This is a genomic window from Rhodococcoides kyotonense, from assembly GCF_900188125.1.
Classification (GTDB): Bacteria; Actinomycetota; Actinomycetes; order Mycobacteriales; family Mycobacteriaceae; genus Rhodococcoides; species Rhodococcoides kyotonense.
This window is the reverse complement of sequence record NZ_FZOW01000011.1, coordinates 135,210-155,548: the sequence shown is the minus strand read 5'-3', so window position 1 is coordinate 155,548 and position 20,339 is coordinate 135,210. Positions and strand designations below refer to the sequence as shown.

The 20,339-nt window shown below is 65.9% G+C and carries 17 protein-coding genes; all 17 read left to right on the top strand.

Going from position 1 to position 20,339, the window contains the following annotated elements; translation table 11 throughout:
* The first annotated feature begins 177 nt into the window (after positions 1 to 177).
* Positions 178 to 1,755 carry a UDP-N-acetylmuramoyl-L-alanyl-D-glutamate--2,6-diaminopimelate ligase gene (locus tag CHB96_RS18815; protein WP_089249213.1) on the top strand — a complete coding sequence of 526 codons (1,578 nt, stop codon included), beginning with the start codon at positions 178 to 180 and terminating at the stop codon, positions 1,753 to 1,755.
* Positions 1,752 to 3,242 (top strand): UDP-N-acetylmuramoyl-tripeptide--D-alanyl-D-alanine ligase, encoded by a 1,491-nt coding sequence (locus CHB96_RS18810; protein WP_089249017.1) that lies wholly within the window; start codon positions 1,752 to 1,754, stop codon positions 3,240 to 3,242. Before CHB96_RS18815 ends, CHB96_RS18810 begins: the two co-directional genes overlap by 4 nt.
* A 55-nt stretch (positions 3,243 to 3,297) precedes the next feature.
* On the top strand, positions 3,298 to 4,377 hold the full coding sequence (gene mraY / locus CHB96_RS18805) for a phospho-N-acetylmuramoyl-pentapeptide-transferase (RefSeq protein WP_089249015.1): 1,080 nt from the start codon (positions 3,298 to 3,300) through the stop codon (positions 4,375 to 4,377).
* Between the two features lie 6 nt (positions 4,378 to 4,383).
* On the top strand, positions 4,384 to 5,856 hold the full coding sequence (gene murD, locus CHB96_RS18800) for a UDP-N-acetylmuramoyl-L-alanine--D-glutamate ligase (protein ID WP_089249013.1): 1,473 nt from the start codon (positions 4,384 to 4,386) through the stop codon (positions 5,854 to 5,856).
* The gene (gene ftsW, locus CHB96_RS18795; protein WP_245865863.1) at positions 5,853 to 7,322 is read left to right on the top strand and encodes a putative lipid II flippase FtsW; all 1,470 of its coding nucleotides are present in this window, start codon (positions 5,853 to 5,855) and stop codon (positions 7,320 to 7,322) included. Before murD ends, ftsW begins: the two co-directional genes overlap by 4 nt.
* On the top strand, positions 7,319 to 8,470 hold the full coding sequence (murG, locus tag CHB96_RS18790) for an undecaprenyldiphospho-muramoylpentapeptide beta-N-acetylglucosaminyltransferase (protein ID WP_089249011.1): 1,152 nt from the start codon (positions 7,319 to 7,321) through the stop codon (positions 8,468 to 8,470). The genes ftsW and murG overlap by 4 nt, the downstream gene beginning before the upstream one ends.
* A gap of 17 nt (positions 8,471 to 8,487) precedes the next feature.
* Positions 8,488 to 9,975, top strand: coding sequence for a UDP-N-acetylmuramate--L-alanine ligase (gene murC, locus CHB96_RS18785; RefSeq protein WP_089249211.1), 1,488 nt, complete (start codon positions 8,488 to 8,490; stop codon positions 9,973 to 9,975).
* Positions 9,972 to 10,808 carry a cell division protein FtsQ/DivIB gene (locus CHB96_RS18780; protein WP_245865861.1) on the top strand — a complete coding sequence of 279 codons (837 nt, stop codon included), beginning with the start codon at positions 9,972 to 9,974 and terminating at the stop codon, positions 10,806 to 10,808. The genes murC and CHB96_RS18780 overlap by 4 nt, the downstream gene beginning before the upstream one ends.
* Positions 10,809 to 11,056: 248 nt before the next feature.
* Entirely contained in the window at positions 11,057 to 12,280 is a 1,224-nt protein-coding gene (gene ftsZ / locus CHB96_RS18775; RefSeq protein ID WP_089249007.1) for a cell division protein FtsZ, read from the top strand.
* A 32-nt stretch (positions 12,281 to 12,312) separates the two neighbouring features.
* Entirely contained in the window at positions 12,313 to 13,044 is a 732-nt protein-coding gene (gene pgeF / locus CHB96_RS18770) for a peptidoglycan editing factor PgeF (RefSeq protein WP_089249005.1), read from the top strand.
* Positions 13,041 to 13,805, top strand: a complete 765-nt coding sequence (locus CHB96_RS18765; protein ID WP_089249003.1) for a YggS family pyridoxal phosphate-dependent enzyme — start codon at positions 13,041 to 13,043, stop codon at positions 13,803 to 13,805. Before pgeF ends, CHB96_RS18765 begins: the two co-directional genes overlap by 4 nt.
* Before the next feature lie 77 nt (positions 13,806 to 13,882).
* Positions 13,883 to 14,548, top strand: a complete 666-nt coding sequence (locus CHB96_RS18760; protein WP_089249001.1) for a cell division protein SepF — start codon at positions 13,883 to 13,885, stop codon at positions 14,546 to 14,548.
* A 101-nt stretch (positions 14,549 to 14,649) separates the two neighbouring features.
* Entirely contained in the window at positions 14,650 to 14,937 is a 288-nt protein-coding gene (locus tag CHB96_RS18755) for a YggT family protein (RefSeq protein WP_068420693.1), read from the top strand.
* A gap of 160 nt (positions 14,938 to 15,097) precedes the next feature.
* Positions 15,098 to 15,952, top strand: a complete 855-nt coding sequence (wag31, locus tag CHB96_RS18750; RefSeq protein ID WP_089248999.1) for a DivIVA-like cell division protein Wag31 — start codon at positions 15,098 to 15,100, stop codon at positions 15,950 to 15,952.
* A gap of 84 nt (positions 15,953 to 16,036) precedes the next feature.
* On the top strand, positions 16,037 to 16,207 hold the full coding sequence (locus tag CHB96_RS29740) for a hypothetical protein (protein WP_176444364.1): 171 nt from the start codon (positions 16,037 to 16,039) through the stop codon (positions 16,205 to 16,207).
* A gap of 297 nt (positions 16,208 to 16,504) precedes the next feature.
* Positions 16,505 to 19,669 (top strand): isoleucine--tRNA ligase, encoded by a 3,165-nt coding sequence (gene ileS / locus CHB96_RS18745; RefSeq protein ID WP_089249209.1) that lies wholly within the window; start codon positions 16,505 to 16,507, stop codon positions 19,667 to 19,669.
* On the top strand, positions 19,666 to 20,313 hold the full coding sequence (locus CHB96_RS18740) for a peptide deformylase (protein WP_089248997.1): 648 nt from the start codon (positions 19,666 to 19,668) through the stop codon (positions 20,311 to 20,313). Before ileS ends, CHB96_RS18740 begins: the two co-directional genes overlap by 4 nt.
* Positions 20,314 to 20,339: the final 26 nt, after the last annotated feature.

Below are 20,339 nucleotides of genomic sequence, written 5' to 3'. Positions count from 1 at the left end.
TGGGGTCTCTCGGTCGTCGCGATCCTCTCCACAGCCCGAGCAGAAAGGAGCACAGTGCCCGTGCCAGCAGATGAGCCTGGTCCCTCCGCAGGCTCCGCTCCTGTCGATCCTGGTCACTCCGCAGGCTCCGCTCCTGTCGATCCTGGTCACTCCGCAGGCTCCGCTCCTGCCCCACGGCTGGGTCCGTCGGACTCTCGCCCGTCCCGGCCTCCGCAGACGTCGCTCGACGACATCGTGGCCGCATCGAGCGCAACCGAGGTGCCCGTCGACACGGAGACCGGGCGATTCGTCACCGGCGTCGACCTTCGAGCCCAGGACATCCGCAGCGGCGACCTGTTCGCAGCGCTCCCGGGATCCTCGGTACACGGAGCCACGTTCGTCGGTGACGCACTGGAACGCGGCGCAGCAGCGATTCTGACGGACTCTGCCGGCCTGGAGATCGTGCGCGAGAAGTACACGCCACTACCTGTTCCGGTTCTGGTGCACGACGCACCTCGCTCGGTGCTGGGCACGATCTCGGCACTCGTCTACGGCAATCCGTCCGAGCACATGACGGTCATCGGCATCACGGGTACATCCGGGAAAACCACCACGTCGTACCTTCTCGAGGCAGCACTGACCGCGGCGGGCAAGGTCACCGGTCTGATCGGCACCATCGAGACCAAGATCGCCGGATCGCGTGTCCCCAGCGCGTTGACCACCCCCGAGGCGCCTCGACTTCACGCACTGTTCGCCGTGATGCGAGAGCACGGAATCGACACCGTCGTGATGGAGGTGTCGAGTCACGCGTTGTCGCTGGGTCGCGTCGACGGCACTGTGTTCTCGGTAGGCGCGTTCACCAACCTGTCGCAGGATCACCTGGACTTTCACGACTCCCTCGAGGACTACTTCCAGGCCAAGGCGCGTCTGTTCTCCGGTGACTCGGCGGTGCACACCCGTTCTGCCGTCGTCTGTGTCGACGACGTGTGGGGCAAGAGAATGGCCGAGATCGCGACGACCGCAGGGTCGTCCGTCGTGACGGCGTCCGTGTCGGCGGAGTCCGACTGGACCGTGTCCGGTGCGACGACGAACGACGACGGTTCGCAGAGATTCACCGTCGTCGAACCCGGTGGCGCGCAGCATCCGGCCTCCATTCGACTGCCCGGCCGATACAACATCGCCAACGCGGTCCTCGCCGTGGCCACGTGCGCAGCCGCGGGGGTCGACGTCGACCGTGCGATCGCAGGAATTGCCACCGTGGACGTGCCCGGAAGAGTCCAGCGCATCGAGCGTGGACAGGACTTTCTCGCCGTCGTCGACTACGCGCACAAACCCGCCGCGGTCGAAGCCGTGATCGAGACGCTCAAGGCACAGACCCGCGGCCGTATCGCGGTGGTCCTGGGGGCCGGCGGTGATCGTGACACCGGCAAGCGTGCGTTGATGGGCGCCGCCGGTGCCCGAGGTGCCGATCTGCTCGTCATCACCGACGACAATCCACGGTCGGAGGATCCGGCGGCCATTCGCGACGCCGTCGCGGCCGGTGCGCAGGCGGTGGATCCGCTCGTGCGCGGAGAGATTCGTACGGTCGCCGGCCGCGCTGACGCGATCGCCGACGCCGTGCAGTGGGCACGCACGGGTGACGTCGTACTCGTTGCAGGCAAAGGTCACGAGACCGGCCAGGAGATCGCCGGAGTGAAGCACCCGTTCGACGACAGACAGGTTCTCGCGGACGCCATCGACCGCAGGATCGACGCAGAATCCGGAGAGACATCGTGATATCGCTGACGTTGCAGCAGATCGCCGACGTGGTGGGCGGAACCCTGCACGACGTGCCCGATCCGACTCAAGTCGTCGACGGGACGGTGGAGTTCGACTCCCGGAAGGTCACGACCGGAGGGCTGTTCCTGGCGCTGCCGGGTGCTCGCGTCGACGGTCACGACCACGCTGCGACCGCGATCGAGGCCGGTGCCGCTGCTGTGTTGGCCGCGCGCCCGGTCGGTGTTCCGGCGATCGTCGTCGACCCCGTGCCGCACGACGGCCGAGCGATGGCACTCGAACACGATCACGACGGCTCGGGAGCGGCGGTGTTGACGGCGTTGGCAGCGCTGGCGCGGGAATCCGTGGTCGAACTGACCGCAACAACCGGACTGACCGTCGTCGGCGTGACCGGGTCGTCGGGCAAGACGTCGACCAAGGATCTGTTGGCGGCCGTGCTGACACCTCTCGGGTCCGTCGTCGCGCCTCCCGGTTCGTTCAACAACGAGCTCGGACACCCGTGGACCGCTCTGCGCGCCGACGAAGCGACGCGATACCTCGTTCTCGAGCTGTCCGCCCGCGGTGTCGGTCACGTCGCCTCGCTGGCTCGGACCGCGCCGCCGCGCATCGGTGTCGTGCTCAACGTCGGAACCGCGCACCTCGGTGAATTCGGATCGCGCGAGAACATCGCACTCGCGAAGGGTGAACTCGTCGAGGCACTGCCGAGCGCCGCCGACGGGGGAGTCGCAGTCCTGAACGCTGACGACCCGCTGGTAGTCGGCATGCGTTCGCGGACGTCGGCGCGCGTCGTGACGGTCGGTCTCTCGCCCGACGCCGACATCCGCGGCACGAACGTCCGGCTCGATTCGGACGCTCGCGCTCACTTCACCCTCGTCACCGCAGACGGAGAAGTCGACGTCGCGCTCGCCGTCCACGGTGAACACCAGGTCGGCAATGCGCTCGCCGCAGCAGCAGTCGCGCTCGAGTGCGGGGCGAGCCTCGAACAGATCGCGACGGCGCTGTCCGGTGCGACCGCAGCATCCGTGCGGCGCATGGACGTGCGGACACGCACGGACGGGGTGACCGTCGTCAACGATTCCTACAACGCCAACCCGGATTCGATGCGCGCCGCGCTCAAAGCTCTCGTGTCGATGTCCCGTTCCGGCGACGGTCCGCGTCGACGTACGTGGGCCGTATTGGGCGAAATGGCCGAACTCGGACAAGAATCGATCATCGAACACGATTCGATCGGGCGTCTGGCGGTCCGGTTGGACGTCAGCAGGTTGATCATCGTGGAGTCCGGACGCTCGACACGGGCGATGCATCAGGGTGCCGTGATGGAAGGCTCGTGGGGCGAGGAGTCCATGCTCGTGCCCGACGACGCGTCGGCCATCGCGGTGCTCCGATCCGAGGTGTCCGCAGGGGACATCGTCCTGGTGAAGGCGTCGCAGTCGGTCGGCCTGTGGTCGGTCGCGGACGCGCTTCTCGCGGACGGGACGCAGCAGTGAAGACAGTCGTGGAGCGGGACGGGGAGAAACAGACGATGACAGCGGAGGCAATGCAGTGAGACAGATCCTCTTCGCCGGAGGCATTGCGCTCGCTGTGGCGATCCTTCTGACGCCGGTTCTGATCAAGGCGTTCTCGAAACAGGGGTTCGGCCAGGAGATCCGGGTCGAAGGCCCGGCAAGTCATCAGTCGAAGCGCGGCACTCCGACGATGGGCGGCATGGCGATCCTCGCCGGCCTGTGGGCGGGCTACTGGGGTTCACACCTCGTCGGTATCGCATACGACGCCGACGGCCCCTCGGCATCGGCGCTGCTGGTACTCGGGCTGACGACGGTGCTCGGCCTCGTCGGCTTCCTCGACGACTTCATCAAGATCCGCAAGCGTCGCAATCTCGGCCTCAACAAGACGGCCAAGCTCGTCGGACAGCTGTTCGCGGCGGTCATCTTCGGCATTCTCGCATTGCAGTTCCGTGGACCGAACGGGCTGACACCGGGCAGTACACAGCTGTCCTACGTGCGCGACATCGCGACCGTTAGCATGGGCTCGGTCGTCTTCATTCTGTTCTGCTACCTGCTCGTCAGCGCATGGTCCAACGCAGTCAACCTGACCGACGGCCTCGACGGCCTGGCCGCCGGATCGATGACCCTCGTGCTCGGCGCGTACACCGTCATCACCTTCTGGCAGTACCGCCAGGCGTGCTCCACCAGCCCGGGACCCGGCTGCTACGACGTCCGCGATCCGCTGGACCTCGCGTTGATCTGTGCGTCCGCGGCAGGCGCGTGCATCGGCTTCCTGTGGTGGAATGCGGCCCCCGCGAAGATCTTCATGGGCGACACCGGTTCGCTCGCGCTCGGTGGTCTGCTCGCCGGACTGTCGATCGTGACGCGCACCGAACTGATCATGGTCGTCATCGGTGCACTGTTCGTCGCGGAAGCCGCGTCGGTGTTGATTCAGATCGCAGTGTTCCGGTCGAGTCGGCGACGCGTGTTCCGGATGGCGCCGATCCATCATCATTTCGAACTCGGTGGGTGGGCGGAGACCACCGTCATCATCCGGTTCTGGTTGTTGGCGGCGATATCGTCGGCGGTCGGACTGGCGTTGTTCTACAGCGAATACCTCGCGGCAGTCGGAGGGTAGGTCCCGGTGGCACAGTCGATCGACGACGAGGATCTGACGCGGCTGCGGGGACGCACGGTACTCGTCGCAGGAGGCCGGGTGTCGGGCCTCGCCACCGTGACACCTCTGCAGGATCTCGGGGCTCGTGTCCTGGTCACCGATTCGGACGCGGGTGCCGTTGCGAACGCCGTCGCACGGGGTGCCGGGGGAGTGCACCAGGACGAGCTCTTGGCGGATTCAGCGGCGTTCGACGACATCGCGCTCGTCGTCACCAGCCCCGGACTGCGCGCCGACTCGGCGATCCTCGCGGCGGCCGCAGGACGCGGTATTCCGATCTGGGGCGACGTGGAGCTGTCGTGGCGGATCGACCGTGCAGGACTGTACGGCTCACCGAGCAAGTGGCTCGTCGTCACCGGAACCAACGGCAAGACGACGACGACCTCGATGCTCGCCTCGATTCTCGACTCCGCCGGCATCGACAGCGCGGCATGCGGCAACATAGGACTGCCGATTCTCGACGCGCTGCAACAAGATCCGCACCCTGCCGTTCTGGCCGTCGAGTTGTCGTCGTTCCAGTTGTTCTGGGCGCCGTCGGTGCATCCGGAGGCCGGTGTCGTGCTCAACATCGCCGAGGACCATCTCGACTGGCACGGCGGCATGGACGGCTACGTCCTCGCGAAGGCGGGTGCGTTGACGGGACGGGTCGCGGTAGTCGGTCTCGACGACGAGCGCGCTGCGTCGCTCGCATCGACGTCTCCTGCCGAACGTGTCGTGGGATTCCGACTGACCGAACCGTCCGTCGGCGAACTCGGTGTCGTGGGGCCCGACCTCGTCGACCGAGCGTTCGCCGAGCACGCCTCGCTCGTGCCGGTGGCCGACGTGCACCCGGCCGGGCCTGCGGGCGTCATGGATGCCCTCGCGGCCGCCGCGCTGGCGCGGGCTGTCGACATCGCGCCCGAGCACATCGCGGACGGGTTGCGCACGTACCAGGTGGGCCCGCATCGCAACGCGGTCGTGCGCACACTCGGAGGCGTCACGTTCGTCGACGACTCGAAGGCAACCAACCCGCACGCCGCACGATCGTCACTGCTGGCGTACGACCGAGTCGTCTGGATTGCAGGGGGGTTGCTGAAGGGCGCAGCGATCGACGAGCTGGTCGCCGAGATCGCTCCGCGGCTTACCGTCGCGCTCGTCATCGGGCGCGATGGGATCCAGATCGCAGAGGCTTTGGCGCGACACGCGCCGGATGTTCCCGTCGTTACGTACCCGGCGGGAGACGATGCTGGTGTGACTCGTGTGGCTGAAGATGCTGATGAAGTGATGCAGGCCGTCGTGCTCGAAGCCGCCCGACGGGCCGCACCGGGGGATACGGTGCTCCTCGCACCTGCGGCGGCGTCCCTCGACATGTTCGTCGACTACGGGCACCGCGGCCGCAGCTTCGCCGACGCTGCCTTGGCGCTGACGGGTTCCGACGTCGGTGACCGGGGCGGTCGGGCGTGAGCACCTCCACGCCACGCGCCGGGGCACGGACCAGAGTCGGCGTATGGCTGGGACGCCCACTTGCGTCGTTCCATCTGATCGTCACCATCGCGGCGTTGCTGACGTTGCTCGGGCTCGTGATGGTGCTGTCGTCGTCGGCCGCCGAGGCCTACGCGGCGGACGGGTCCGCCTACTCGCTGTTCACTCAGCAGCTCATCGGTGTCGCGCTCGGAGTGGTCGCGTTCTACTTGGCGCTCCGCATGTCCGTGCGCCTGCTGCGCAAGATTTCGTTTCCTCTTTTCTGCCTGTCGATCGTGCTGTTGATGATGGTCCTCATCCCCGGCATCGGATCCGAAGGCGCGGACGGCGCCAGGCGCTGGTTCAACGTCGCCGGTGTGTCGTTCCAGCCGTCCGAGCTCGCCAAGGTCGCACTCGTGTTGTGGGGTGCGCACATCCTCGCGTCACGCCGCAGCGAGCACGCGAGTCTGAAGTCGCTGCTGATCCCGCTGGTTCCGGCGGCGCTGCTGATGGCGGCGTTGATCGTGTTGCAGCCGAACCTGAGTACGGCGATCGCCGTCGGCATCATCCTCGTGTCGTTGCTGTGGTTCGCAGGTCTCAACGCACGATTGTTCGCGATCATCGTCGGTGGCGGTCTCGCTGCGGCGACCGTCCTGGCGTTCACCGCCGGGTATCGGTCCAACCGCATCAAGGCATGGCTCAACCCCGGTGACGATCCGCAGGGACTCGGCTACCAGTCGAACCAGGCCAAGTTCTCCCTTGCCGACGGTGGTCCGTTCGGCGTCGGACTCGGTCAGAGCCGCGCGAAGTGGAGCTACCTACCCAACGCGCACAACGACTTCATCTTCGCGATCATCGGCGAAGAACTCGGCTTCATCGGGTGCATTGCCGTACTCGGGCTTTTCGCGTTGTTCGTCTATACGGGTCTCCGCATCGCGATGCGTTCGGTCGATCCATTCCTTCGTCTACTCGCCGCCGGATCCACCACCTGGATCTTCGCGCAGGCGATGATCAACATCGGATATGTCGTCGGTCTGCTTCCCGTCACCGGACTCCAGTTGCCACTCGTGTCCTACGGCGGTTCGTCGACGGCCATCACCCTGCTCATGTTCGGCATCATCGCCAACGCAGCGCGTCACGAACCCGAAGCGATCGCCGCCCTGCATGCCGGGCACGACAGCCGCCTCGACCGTGTTCTGCGCCTGCCGATGCCCGCGTCGTTCTCGCCGATGCGCGCTGCAGCCGCCCGGTCGCAGTCGTCGAGGCCGGCACTCGACGGACGTGGCCGACGCCCGCTCGAGTCTCGGGCCGTCGAAGGACGTCGCCCTGCGCGTGCCGACGCCGGTGTTCGGGCTGGTCGAGACCGGCGCGCACCTGTCGGTGGACGTAACCCCGAACCCGGACGACGCACCCCACGGCAACCCGGGGTGCAACGCGGGCACACCGATGGGCGAGGATACAGACGGTGAATGCACGTACGAGACCGAAGTCCGTCGTCCTCGCCGGGGGAGGAACCGCCGGGCACATCGAGCCGGCCATGGCCGTCGCCGATGCGCTGCGCGACCTCGACCCGGACGTTCGAATCACCGCGCTGGGAACATCCCGAGGCCTCGAGACCAAGCTGATTCCGGCCCGCGGATATCGACTCGAATTGATTCCACCGGTCCCACTACCGCGTAAACCAACTGTCGATCTGCTGAAGCTGCCCGGCCGCGTCGTCGCCTCGGTACGCCGAACGAAGCAGGCTCTGAAGGACGCCGAAGCGGACGTTCTCGTCGGCTTCGGCGGGTATGTCGCGTTGCCGGCCTATCTCGCGGCACGCGGCGCGCGCAAGGGGCGGTCCGTGCCGATCGTCGTGCACGAGGCGAACGCGAGCGCCGGAATCGCGAACAAGGTGGGTGCACGGCTCGCGACGCGTGTCCTCGCTGCCGTTCCTGGGTCAGGTGTCTCGCTGCGAGGCGCGGACGACGCCGAGATCGTCGGCATTCCGGTGCGCCCGACGATCACCGGGCTGGATCGAGTCGCCTCACGCGCTCTGGCTCGCGAGCACTTCGGACTGCCGGCCGAAGGTCCGGTCCTGCTGGTGTTCGGCGGATCTCAGGGTGCTCGCTCGCTCAACGAGGCCGTCTCGGGCGCTGCGTCCGCGCTGTCCGCGGCCAAGGTGTCCGTGCTGCACGCGCACGGCCCCAAGAACACGGTCGACGTAGGCCCGACCGACCCGAGCGCGCCGTACGTCGCTGTGCCGTACGTCGATCGGATGGATCTGGCGTACGCGGCGGCCGATCTCGCAGTCTGCCGTTCCGGAGCGATGACGGTCGCCGAGGTATCGGCGACGGGTCTGCCCGCCGTCTACGTGCCTCTGCCTCACGGCAACGGTGAGCAGGAGCTGAATGCGCGTCCCGTCGTCGACGCCGGCGGCGGCATGTTGGTGACCGACGCACAGATGAACGACAATTTCGTTGCGACGACGATCGTCGAGCTGATCACCGATCCGGCGCGACTCGCTGCGATGGCACGTGGAGCCGCCGGGGCCGGCCACCGTGATGCCGCAGCAACCGTTGCACGCATCGTGCTGGACGTCGCGTCGGCACACACGAACCTCACGGCGCAGACGTGACGACTGAAAGGACCGACATGTCCGAGCTTCCCGCTGAGCTCGAGCGAGTACACATGGTGGGCATCGGCGGAGCAGGGATGTCCGGTATCGCACGGATTCTGCTCGCCCGCGGCGGGCAGGTGTCCGGCTCGGATGCGAAGGAGAGCCGCGGCGTCCTTGCGCTGCGCGCCCGCGGTGCCCAGGTGCGCATCGGTCACGACGCCTCGGCGCTCGACATGCTTCCGGGCGGGCCGACGGTCGTCGTCACGACGCATGCTGCCATTCCGAAGACCAACCCCGAGCTCGTCGAGGCGCGTGAACGTGGGATTCCGGTGGTGCTGCGTCCCGCGGTGCTGTCGTCGCTGATGGAGGGATACCGCACCCTGCTGGTGTCGGGCACGCACGGAAAGACGTCGACGACGTCGATGCTCGTGGTTGCCTTGCAGCACTGCGGATTCGATCCGTCGTTCGCGGTGGGCGGTGAACTCAACGAAGCGGGGACCAACGCGCACCACGGCAGTGGCGACGTGTTCGTCGCCGAGGCCGACGAGAGCGACGGCTCGTTGCTGCAGTACTCGCCGAACGTCGTCATCGTCACCAACATCGAAGCCGACCACCTCGACTACTTCGGCACCGCCGAGGCGTACGTCCAGGTCTTCGACGACTTCGCTGCCCGACTCGGACAGGGCGGCGTGCTCGTCGCATGCATGGACGATCCGGGTTCTGCGGCGTTGGCGAAACGGGTCCACGAGCGTGGTCTTCCCGGTGTTCGGGTGCTGGGGTACGGATCCGACGGTGTCGATGTCGGCGACGTCGAGATGGCCGTTCGACTGCTCGGATGGGAACCGGAAGAGGCAGGCGGCGTCGCACAGTTGCTCGTCGCGGGCGAGGAGAAGCCGCGCACGCTGCGGCTCGGAGTGCCCGGCCGTCATACCGCGTCTAATGCGCTCGGCGCGTTCACCGCCGGCCTACAGGTCGGCGCCGACATCGACGATCTGCTGGCCGGACTTGCAGGCTTCGGTGGCGTGCACCGCCGCTTCCAGATTCGCGGACGCGAGCACGGCATCCGGGTGTACGACGACTATGCGCATCACCCGACCGAGGTACGCGCTGTGCTCACTGCCGCACAGCAACTCGTCGCGAGCTCGGCAGGCGCCGACGACACACGCGGAAGAGTCGTCGTGGTGTTCCAGCCTCACCTGTACTCGCGGACCGAGACGTTCGCCGACGAATTCGGTGCTGCCCTCGGTCTGGCCGACGAGGTCGTCGTCCTCGACGTCTACGGAGCCCGCGAGGAGCCGCTTCCCGGTGTGACCGGCGCACTCGTCGCGTCGGCAGTGACGAAGCCGGTGAACTACCAACCGGATCTGTCGCTCGTCGCGAAGCAGGTGGCCTCGCTCGCAGCACCCGGCGACGTCGTCATCACCATGGGAGCCGGCGACGTCACGATGCTTGCAGGCCCGATACTCGACGCGTTGCGTTCGAAGACCGACTTCCGGATCGGGCAACGCCGGACATCGGAGTGAATGCACGGCCGGGGCGATCAGGCCGCTCGCCCGGAAGTGACGCCGACCCGCGTCGACGAGACAGGGCGCGGGACCGCACGTCCGACGACGCCGCGGCCGAGAAGTCTCCCGAGGCAATGGACCGAGAGCGTCGACGTGTCGCTCGCGAGGAAGAACGCAGGCGCGTGTCGCGCTCGCGTCGCCGAGCGCTACTGATCGTGGCCGCGATCGTCGCCGTCGTGGCGGGCGGCGTCGTCGCCGTCTACTTCACGCCGTTGCTGACGGTTCGATCCATCGAAGTCGACGGCAACGTGTCCGTGTCCACCGAGGAGATCACCTCCGAACTCGCTATCCCGATGGGGGAGCGGCTCGTTCACGTCGACACCGGTTCGGCGGCGCAACGCGTCGCCGGAATTCCCGCACTGGCATCTGCTCGGGTTCAGCGCATGTACCCGTCGACGGTGCGTGTCACCGTCGTCGAACGTGTCGCGGTGGTGTTCGTCGACGAGCCCGACGGGACACATCTATTGGACGACGAGGCCGTCGACTTCGCGGTCGCGCCGCCTCCTCCGGGAACTGTGCGGCTGGTCACGGACACACCTGGCGTCGGCGATCCAGCGACCGAAAGTGCACTGGCAGTGCTGAATTCGCTGCCCGAGCCGTTGCGTGGGATGGTCGGGGAACTGCGTGCGTCGTCGATCTCGGATGTGTCGTTGCTGTTGCTCGACGGGCGAACGCTGGTGTGGGGCAATCGCGACAACTCCGAGCGCAAATCCGCTGTGGCGCTTGCGCTGCTGTCGCAGCCCGGCCAGATTCTGGACGTCTCGAGCCCGGACCTTCCGACGACCAAGTAGATTGTTCGGTACCGGTCCTAATCCCATGCGACACATGAACAACAATTTCTTCGGTGTCGTTCGGCGCGCCTAATGGCGGATGCGGGTACCGGTGCATAGCGTTCCCTCCAGTCGAATACTTGACATAACACTAAGCCTGTGGTTCAGGTTGAGGGTTTGGCGAGCAGGCGACGAACAACAGCACTACGCGAACAACAGCAGTACACACAGCACTCACGAACCACAGTCGATACGGAAGGCGAGAGCCAATGACGCCCCCGCACAACTACCTCGCCGTAATCAAGGTCGTCGGCATCGGCGGCGGCGGCGTTAACGCGGTCAACCGCATGATCGAACAGGGACTCAAGGGAGTCGAGTTCATCGCGGTCAACACCGACGCACAGGCATTGCTGATGAGCGACGCCGACGTCAAGCTCGACGTCGGGCGTGAGCTCACGCGTGGCCTCGGCGCAGGTGCCGACCCGGAGGTCGGCCGCAAGGCTGCCGACGACCACAAGGACGAGATCGAAGAGGTGCTCAAGGGCGCCGACATGGTCTTCGTCACGGCAGGCGAGGGTGGTGGAACCGGTACCGGTGGCGCCCCCGTCGTCGCGAACATCGCGCGCAAGCTCGGAGCATTGACCGTCGGCGTCGTGACGCGCCCGTTCTCGTTCGAGGGCAAGCGCCGCGGCGGCCAGGCCGACACGGGTATCCAGCAGCTGCGTGAGTCGTGCGACACGCTGATCGTCATTCCGAACGACCGGCTACTGCAGCTCGGCGACGCGGCGGTCAGTCTGATGGATGCGTTCCGCAGCGCCGACGAGGTTCTCCTCAACGGTGTGCAGGGCATCACCGACCTGATCACCACGCCGGGACTGATCAACGTCGACTTCGCGGACGTCAAGGGCGTGATGTCCGGTGCGGGCAGCGCACTCATGGGCATCGGATCCTCGCGCGGTGAGGGCCGGGCCATCAAGGCGGCCGAAGCTGCGATCAACTCTCCGCTGCTCGAAGCATCGATGGAAGGTGCTCGCGGAGTGCTGCTGTCGATCGCCGGCGGATCCGATCTCGGTCTGTTCGAGATCAACGAAGCAGCCTCGCTGGTGCAGGAAGCTGCTCATATCGACGCCAACATCATCTTCGGCACCGTCATCGACGATTCGCTCGGTGACGAGGTGCGCGTGACGGTCATCGCTGCCGGATTCGACGGCGGCACTCCGACGCGGCGACCCGTCGAGGCAGCGCCGGCAACCGGACGCGGCCCCATCGGTTCCGCTCGGTCGGGAGAGGTCTCCGGGCGTTCGTCCGAGAGCACCGAGTCGGGTGCGGTGTTCCGCGATCCCGTCGGCGCTCCGTCGGGCAGCTCGCTTCCGCCGCTGTCCTCCGGGCAGGGCGCGGGTCAGTCCTCGAACCAGAGTTCCGGGCGCCGCGTTCCGGTGTCCGACGACGAGGGCGACGACGACGTCGACGTACCCTCGTTCATGCGCCGCTGATCGCTGCGCACAGCACGAGAGGATCCAAGACACTGAGTTTCAAGGTTCGCCGGGTATCGACCACACGTTCCGGGGGTGTCTCGGCTCCTCCGTTCGACAGCTTCAACCTCGGCGACCACGTCGGGGACGAGCCGTCGGCCGTCGCTGCGAACAGGGAGCGGCTCGCCCGTGAGCTGGGTCTCGGTCCGGATCGGCTGATCTGGATGGAGCAGGTGCACGGGCGCACGGTCGCGGTCGTCGACGAGTCGACGACCAGTCCGGTGCCGGTCACCGACGCGCTCGTCACGACGACCCCCGATCTCGGACTCGTCGTGCTGACTGCCGACTGCGTTCCGGTGCTGCTGTCCGACGAGGAAGCAGGCGTCATCGCTGCCGTGCACGCGGGCAGAGTGGGGGCGAGGATCGGAATCGTTCCCCGTGTGCTCGACGCCATGGTGCAGCAGGGGGCGGAGCTGTCGCGCATCGGTGCGTTTCTCGGGCCCGCCGCCAGTGGCCGGCAGTACGAGGTGCCCGCACACATGCGAGCGGACGTCGAGAAGCATCTCCCCGGAAGCGCGACGACGACGGTTCGCAAAACTCCTGGCCTCGACATCCGAGCCGGCATTCGCAAGCAACTGCTCGACGCCGGGGTACCGGCTGTCGCGATGGATCCTCGGTGCACCATCGAGGATCGAACGCTGTTCAGTCACCGTCGTGAAGCGCCGACGGGTCGTCTCGCCAGCGTGATCTGGATGGACACGTCCGCGGGAGAGACCGCGTCATGACCACGGACGCCGACCGGTCCCGGGAGATCGAGACGGCACTCACCGCCGTCCGAGACCGGATTCGTGTGGCCCGGGAGGCCGCTGGACGCGACGACGACGTGATGTTGCTCCCGGTGACCAAGTACTTCCCGGCGAGCGACGTCGAGATACTGCACGGTCTCGGGTGTCGCGAGTTCGGGGAGTCACGCGAGCAGGAGGCCACCGCGAAGGCGGCCGAACTGCACGAGAAGTTCTCCGATGCGCCGGCCAGATGGCACATGATCGGACACCTGCAGCGCAACAAGGCCAAGTCGGTGGCTCGGTGGGCGCATTCCATCCATTCGGTCGACAGCGACCGACTTGTCGATGCCCTGCAGAAAGCGGTGCGCGCTGCAGTCGACGACGGTGAGCGCACGACGCCTCTCGACGTACTGCTCCAGGTGAGTCTGGACGGCGACGTCCACCGCGGTGGCGTCGAGCGCGAGGATCTCGCGGCCCTCGCCGACCGCGTCGCGTCGTGCACGGATCTTCGACTGGCCGGCCTGATGGCTGTGCCTCCGCTGGACGCGGATCCGGACGCAGCATTCGCTGATCTCGCGGGACTGCACCGCGACCTCCTCGTGAATCACCCCGAGGCGACGCAGTTGTCGGCGGGTATGACGTCCGATCTGGAAGCTGCTGTGCGACACGGATCGACGTGCGTGCGTGTCGGAACCGCAATACTCGGGTCTCGGCCGATAGCCTCGCCAGTACAGACCACGGACCACACCAGTCACAACTGACACATGAGCAGCCAGAGTGGGGCCGGTGGAGCAGAGCGAAGCCGCGGAATGACCAGAGCTGACGGAAGGCAAGATCGATGAGCACCCTGCACAAGTTCAAGGCGTACTTCGGCATGGTTCCTCTCGCGGACTACGAGGACGACTACCTGGACGAACCCGATACTCATCGGGGCTCGCGTGGTCGTGACCCGTATGCCGACGACGATCGTGGTGACCGAGAGTTCGCCAAGCCGAGTTTCAGCTCGCGTCGACCGTCGCGCGCAGAGTTGGACGATCTCGACGACGAGTACGACGACTACGAGGCCCCTCGTTCGGCGCCGACACTCGCGCCGATCGGTGGTAGGTCCTCGCGCCCGACATCGGTCGGTCGCGGTGCCTCCACACGTGGCAACCTCGCCGTGGACACCCGCATGGACGTGCGGGCCGAGACGCGCCGCAGCCCCGTCGTCGACGACCAGAGTGCTCTGGCGAAGATCACCACGCTGCGCCCGCGTGACTACAGCGAGGCCAGGACCATCGGAGAGCGGTTCCGCGACGGCACCCCTGTGATCATGGACCTGGTGGAGATGAGCAATGCCGACGCCAAGCGTCTGGTCGACTTCGCCGCTGGTCTCGCGTTCGCGCTGCGTGGATCGTTCGACAAGGTCGCGACAAAGGTGTTTCTGCTCTCGCCTGCCGACATCGACGTGTCGCCGCAGGAGCGACGCAGAATTGCCGAAACCGGCTTCTACAGCCAGCAGTGAGCGAAATTCGCAACGAGAAAACCGAGCGGTTCGATCGAGTGTTTCAGGTCCCTGACCTGGTCGCTTTGATCGAACCGCTTTTTTCGGGCAGAGTATGACCTGTGGCCTTGTTCGCGGTTCTCTACTTCGTTCTGTTCATATTCTGGCTTCTGCTGATCGGCCGCATTATCGTCGAATTCATCAGGACGTTCGCGCGAGATTGGCGTCCGTCGGGAATTGTGGTGGTATTGCTCGAAGCGATATTCACGGTGACCGATCCGCCGGTCAAGCTGCTTCGTCGCCTGATACCGCCGGTCAATCTGGGTGGCGTACGCCTGGATTTGTCGATCATGGTTCTGTTGTTCGGGGTTTTCATCCTGATGACAGTTGTACGGAGTTTGGGGTCGTAGCAGTCGATACTTCGGTGAAAGACTTCGGGGACGCGCGCGACCTGCGCAACCGATGTGACAGAATGGACGCCAGTTACAGTTTGTTTGTTCCGGACCGTGTGGAATGGGATATAACTGAATGCTTGCTCTACCGCCTCAAGACGCGTGAAGGGATCCTTCCATGCCGCTGACTCCAGCTGATGTGCACAATGTCGCGTTCAGCAAGCCGCCTATCGGTAAGCGCGGCTACAACGAAGACGAGGTGGACGCTTTCCTCGACCTCGTCGAGCAAGAGTTGTCGCGACTCATCGAAGAAAACGCAGACCTGCGTCAGCGGGTAGGTGAACTCGACCAGGAACTGTCCGACGCCAAGAGCTCGGCGCGACAGGGTGGCGGCTCCCCGCAGCCGGTGCCGGTCCAGAAGGCTCCCGAGCCCCCGCGCCCGGTCGAGCCACCGAAGCCTGCTCCCGTCGTGGCTCCCACCCCGGCTCCCGCGGTTGCGCCGACGCAGAACGCCGGCGACTCCAACATGCAAGCCGCCAAGATTCTCGGTCTGGCCCAGGAGATGGCCGACCGCCTCACGAGCGATGCGAAGACGGAGTCCGAGCAGCTGCTCGGAAATGCTCGTACCAACGCCGAGCGGCTCGTCACCGATGCTCGCACTCGGTCCGAGGCCATGGTGTCCGACGCACGTCAGAAGTCCGAGTCGTTGCTGTCCGACGCTCAGACGCGGTCCGAGACGCAGCTTCGTCAGGCCAAGGAGAAGGCCGACGCTCTGCAGGCCGACGCCGAGCGCAAGCACACCGAGATCATGGCGACGATCAACGAGCAGCGTTCCGTGCTCGAGGGTCGTATCGAGCAGCTCAAGACATTCGAGCGTGAATACCGTGTTCGCCTGAAGTCCTACCTCGAATCTCAGCTCGAAGAGCTCGAGAACCGCTCGTCGGCGCTTCCCGTCGACAACGGTCAGGACAGTTTCAATCAGGAGAGCCAGTCGTCCGGGTACAGCCAGTCGTACGCCAAGGGGAACAACTGAGGTTGTTCGTCACGGCGCGTCGCAGTCGACGGCCGTTCCCGGATGTGAAGGACGCCTAGAGGCGCATCGGGAACGGGGTGGGTCGTGCTGGTACTGACGCTGTGTGCGGCGGCGGTCGGGTTCGGACTGCTGGTCATCGCGTTGATGACGGGTTCGGTCCTGTGGGCGTGGGGTTGCATCGTGGTATGTGTTCTCGGTGCGATCCTACTTCTCGCCGGTGCGCTGACCGGGCGGAAGACGCCACCCGATCGGTGACCCTTCCGGCGCCGTGACCGGGCCGTCCGAAAACGCGGTTGCGGCCGTCGTTAGAATCGTTTCAGGCGTGGATCCGGCTATCACCGGGGAGTCTTCGGAAGAACGGCGAGGGTCTCTCGCTCAGTAGAACCGAACGGGTGGGCCCGTCACAGCCTTCGTGAAGTGGCATCGGATCCGTTGGTCGGGTCCATGCAAACGGGGTGGTACCGCGGTACCGGCGTCGACACGCCGGTTGTCGTCCCCGTGCCGATTCATCGTCCGCTCCTGGGGAGTGGCTGGCACGGAGGAGTTACCGCCATGACCGAAGTCGATCCTTCGTCGCGCGAGTCGTACCCACTCGTCGACATCTCCGGCAGCAAGGCCGGAAGCGTGTCCTTCCCCGATCTCGAGAAGAAGGTCCTCGACGCGTGGGCCGCCGACGGCACGTTCCGTGCGAGCGTCGACAACCGCGAGGGTGCGGAAGAGTTCGTCTTCTACGACGGCCCGCCGTTCGCGAACGGTCTGCCTCACTACGGCCACCTCCTGACCGGGTACGTCAAGGACCTCGTCCCGCGCTACCAGACGATGCGCGGCAAGAAGGTCGAGCGTCGATTCGGCTGGGACTGCCACGGTCTGCCCGCCGAACTCGAAGCGGAGAAGCAGCTCGGCATCAAGGACAAGTCCGAGATCGACGAGATGGGGCTTGCGAAGTTCAACGACTACTGCAAGCAGTCCGTGCTGCGTTACACCGACGAGTGGCGTGACTACGTGACGCGTCAGGCTCGCTGGGTCGACTTCGACAACGACTACAAGACGCTCGACGTCGACTTCATGGAATCGGTCATGTGGGCGTTCAAGACGCTCTTCGACAAGGGCCTGATCTATCAGGGTTACCGAGTTCTGCCGTACAGCTGGTACGAGCAGACTCCGCTGTCCAACCAGGAAACCCGACTCGACGACGCATACAAGATGCGCCAGGATCCGGCAGTCACCATCGCAATGCCCCTGTCGGCGTCGGGGTCGGCGCCGGACTCCGTGCTGGACGGCGCCAATGCGCTGATCTGGACGACGACACCGTGGACGCTGCCGTCCAACCTCGCCATCGCGGTCCATCCCGAGGTTCGCTACGTGCAGGTTCGGGGTTCGGACGGCGAACGCTACGTGCTCGCGGCGGAACGCGTCGCACATTATTCTCGTGAACTCGGCGAGGAGCCGGAGGTCGTGTCCGAGCACCTCGGCGCCGAGCTTCTCGGGCTGACCTATGCGCCGCCGTTCGACTTCTTCCTCGGCCACGAGAATGCGCATCGAGTGCTCAGCGCCGACTACGTCACCACCGACTCGGGTACCGGAATCGTCCACCTCGCACCGGCTTTCGGTGAAGAGGACATGGATGTCGCTACGGCCAACAGTATCGAGGTCGTTCAGCCGCTCGATCCGGGTGGCAAGTTCACCTCGCTCGTTCCGCCGTACGAGGGCCTGATGGTGTTCGACGCGAATCCTGTGATCATCAAGGATCTGAAGGCGTCGGGTCGGTTGCTCCGGCACGAGACGATCGAGCACTCGTACCCGCACTCGTGGCGTTCGGGCCAGCCGCTGATCTACATGGCGGTGCCGTCGTGGTTCGTCGCGGTGACGAAGTTCCGCGATCGGATGGTCGAGCTGAACCAGCAGATCACCTGGGTCCCTGAGCACATCAAGGACGGGCAGTTCGGCAAGTGGCTCGAAGGTGCACGCGACTGGAACATCAGTCGAAACCGTTACTGGGGCAGCCCGATTCCGGTGTGGACCTCCGACGACCCGGAGTACCCGCGCCTCGACGTGTACGGCAGTCTCGACGAGCTCGAGCGTGATTTCGGTGTGCGTCCGGACGATTTGCACCGCCCGTACATCGACGATCTGACGCGTCCGAACCCGGACGACCCGACGGGCAACTCGACCATGCGTCGTGTGCCCGAGGTGCTCGACTGCTGGTTCGAGTCGGGCTCGATGCCGTACGCGCAGGTGCACTTCCCGTTCGAAAACCAGAAGTGGTTCGACGGCGCTGAAGACACGGAGGGGCACAACCCGGGCGATTTCATCGTCGAGTACAACGGGCAGACGCGTGGCTGGTTCTACACGCTGCACGTGTTGGCGACGGCGTTGTTCGACCGTCCCGCGTTCAAGACCGTTGCGGCACACGGCATCGTGCTCGGCGACGACGGTTTGAAGATGAGCAAGTCCAAGGGCAACTACCCGGACGTGAAGGAGGTGTTCGACCGCGACGGCAGTGATGCGATGCGCTGGTTCCTGATGTCGTCGCCGATCCTTCGTGGTGGCAACCTGATCGTCACCGAGCAGGGCATCCGCGAGGGCGTGCGTCAGGCGTTGCTGCCGATCTGGAACGCGTGGAGCTTCCTGCAGCTGTATGCGGGAAAGCCGGGACGGTGGCGTACCGATTCGCCGAACGTGCTCGACAGGTATGTATTGGCGAAGTTGTCGGCGACGCGTGACTCCATCACCGATGCTCTCGAGGTCAACGACATCGCCGGTGCCTGCGACGAATTGCGTACGTTCTGCGATGCGCTCACCAATTGGTATGTGCGACGGTCGCGTTCGCGGTTCTGGGGCGAGGACTCCGATGCGATCGACACTCTGCACACGGTGCTCGAGGTCCTGACGCGTCTCGCGGCTCCGCTGCTGCCGTTGATCACCGAAGTGGTGTGGCGCGGTCTGACGGGCGGGCGTTCGGTGCATCTGACGGACTGGCCTTCTGCCGAGGATCTGCCGTCGGACCCCGAACTCGTCGGTGCGATGGACGAGGTGCGGTCGGTCTGCTCGACGGTGCTCGGCTTGCGCAAGGCACAGAACCTCCGTGTGCGGTTGCCGCTGCCCGAGGTGACGGTCGCCGCGGACGACGCGGAACGTCTGCGTCCGTACGCCGACATCATCGCCGACGAGGTCAACGTCAAGAAGGTCGATCTCACCGACGACGTCGCGGTGCATGGCAAGTTCGAACTCGTCGTGAACGCACGTGCAGCGGGGCCGAGGATCGGCAAGGACGTTCAGAAGGTCATCAAGGCCGTCAAGGCAGGGGAGTGGTCCGAGGACGAGAACGGCGCCGTCAGCGCGGCCGGAATCGAATTGCTGCCGACCGAGTTCACTCGGAAACTTGTTGCTGCCGAGCCTGATTCGACTGCAGCGCTGCCGGGCAATGCCGGCCTCGTCGTGCTCGATTCGCAGGTGACCGCGGAACTCGAGGCGGAAGGGTGGGCCAAGGACCGCATCCGCGAGCTGCAGGACGCGCGTCGAGGTCTCGGCTTGGACGTCTCGGACCGCATCGAGATCGTCGTGTCGGTTCCGACCGAGCGGCAGGACTGGTTCGACACGCACCGTGACCTGATCGCCGGTGAGGTGCTCGCGCTGTCGATCGTCGACGGCGATCCTGGCGTCGATGCTCTCGATCTCGGCGAGGGCGTGCGCGTGTCGATCACCAGAGCGCGGTGACGACCGAGCTGTCGGCGGAGGACATCGCCCGACGGGTGTTGTCCTTCGCTCGCGACGGAATCGTGCCGATCGTCGCCGTCGGAGATCCGGTTCTGAGGATCCCGGCGGCGCCGTACGCCGGGCAGCTGGAACGGCGGACCCTGGACCGCCTCGTCGACGTCATGCGCGCGACGATGCACGATGCTCCCGGTGTCGGGCTCGCGGCGCCGCAGATCGGCATCCCGCTGCGCATCGCCGTCATCGAGGACATGTACGACGTCGATCCCGAGGTAGCCGAGGTGCGCGAGCGCACCTCGGTGCCGTTTCGTGTGCTCGTCAACCCCGAGTACACCGAGGTGGGCGACGCGCGCAGATCGTTCTACGAGGGCTGTCTGAGCGTGCCCGGATATCAAGCCGTCGTCTCGCGCGCCGCCGACGTTCGGTTGACGTGTGTCGATCTCGACGGGCATGCCGTCGACGAGGTGGTGCACGGCTGGCCTGCTCGCATCGTCGCGCACGAGACGGACCACGTCGACGGCGTCGTCTACGTCGACAAGGCGGTCACCCGATCGATCGCGGCGAACGACCTGTACGCCGAACTGTGGGCGCATCCGTCGCCGCGTCGGGCGGCCGAGACGTTGGGCTTCGCGCTCGAGCACGAGTGAGATGTCGGTACGTGAGGGTACGTTTC

Bases quoted from the DNA above. Each gene is read 5' to 3' on its own strand.
- murC (WP_089249211.1), top strand. From the start codon at position 8,488: ATGTCCGAGCTTCCCGCTGAGCTCGAGCGAGTACACATGGTGGGCATC.
- ftsZ (WP_089249007.1), top strand. From the start codon at position 11,057: ATGACGCCCCCGCACAACTACCTCGCCGTAATCAAGGTCGTCGGCATC.
- CHB96_RS18765 (WP_089249003.1), top strand. From the start codon at position 13,041: ATGACCACGGACGCCGACCGGTCCCGGGAGATCGAGACGGCACTCACC.
- CHB96_RS18760 (WP_089249001.1), top strand. From the start codon at position 13,883: ATGAGCACCCTGCACAAGTTCAAGGCGTACTTCGGCATGGTTCCTCTC.
- wag31 (WP_089248999.1), top strand. From the start codon at position 15,098: ATGCCGCTGACTCCAGCTGATGTGCACAATGTCGCGTTCAGCAAGCCG.
- ileS (WP_089249209.1), top strand. From the start codon at position 16,505: ATGACCGAAGTCGATCCTTCGTCGCGCGAGTCGTACCCACTCGTCGAC.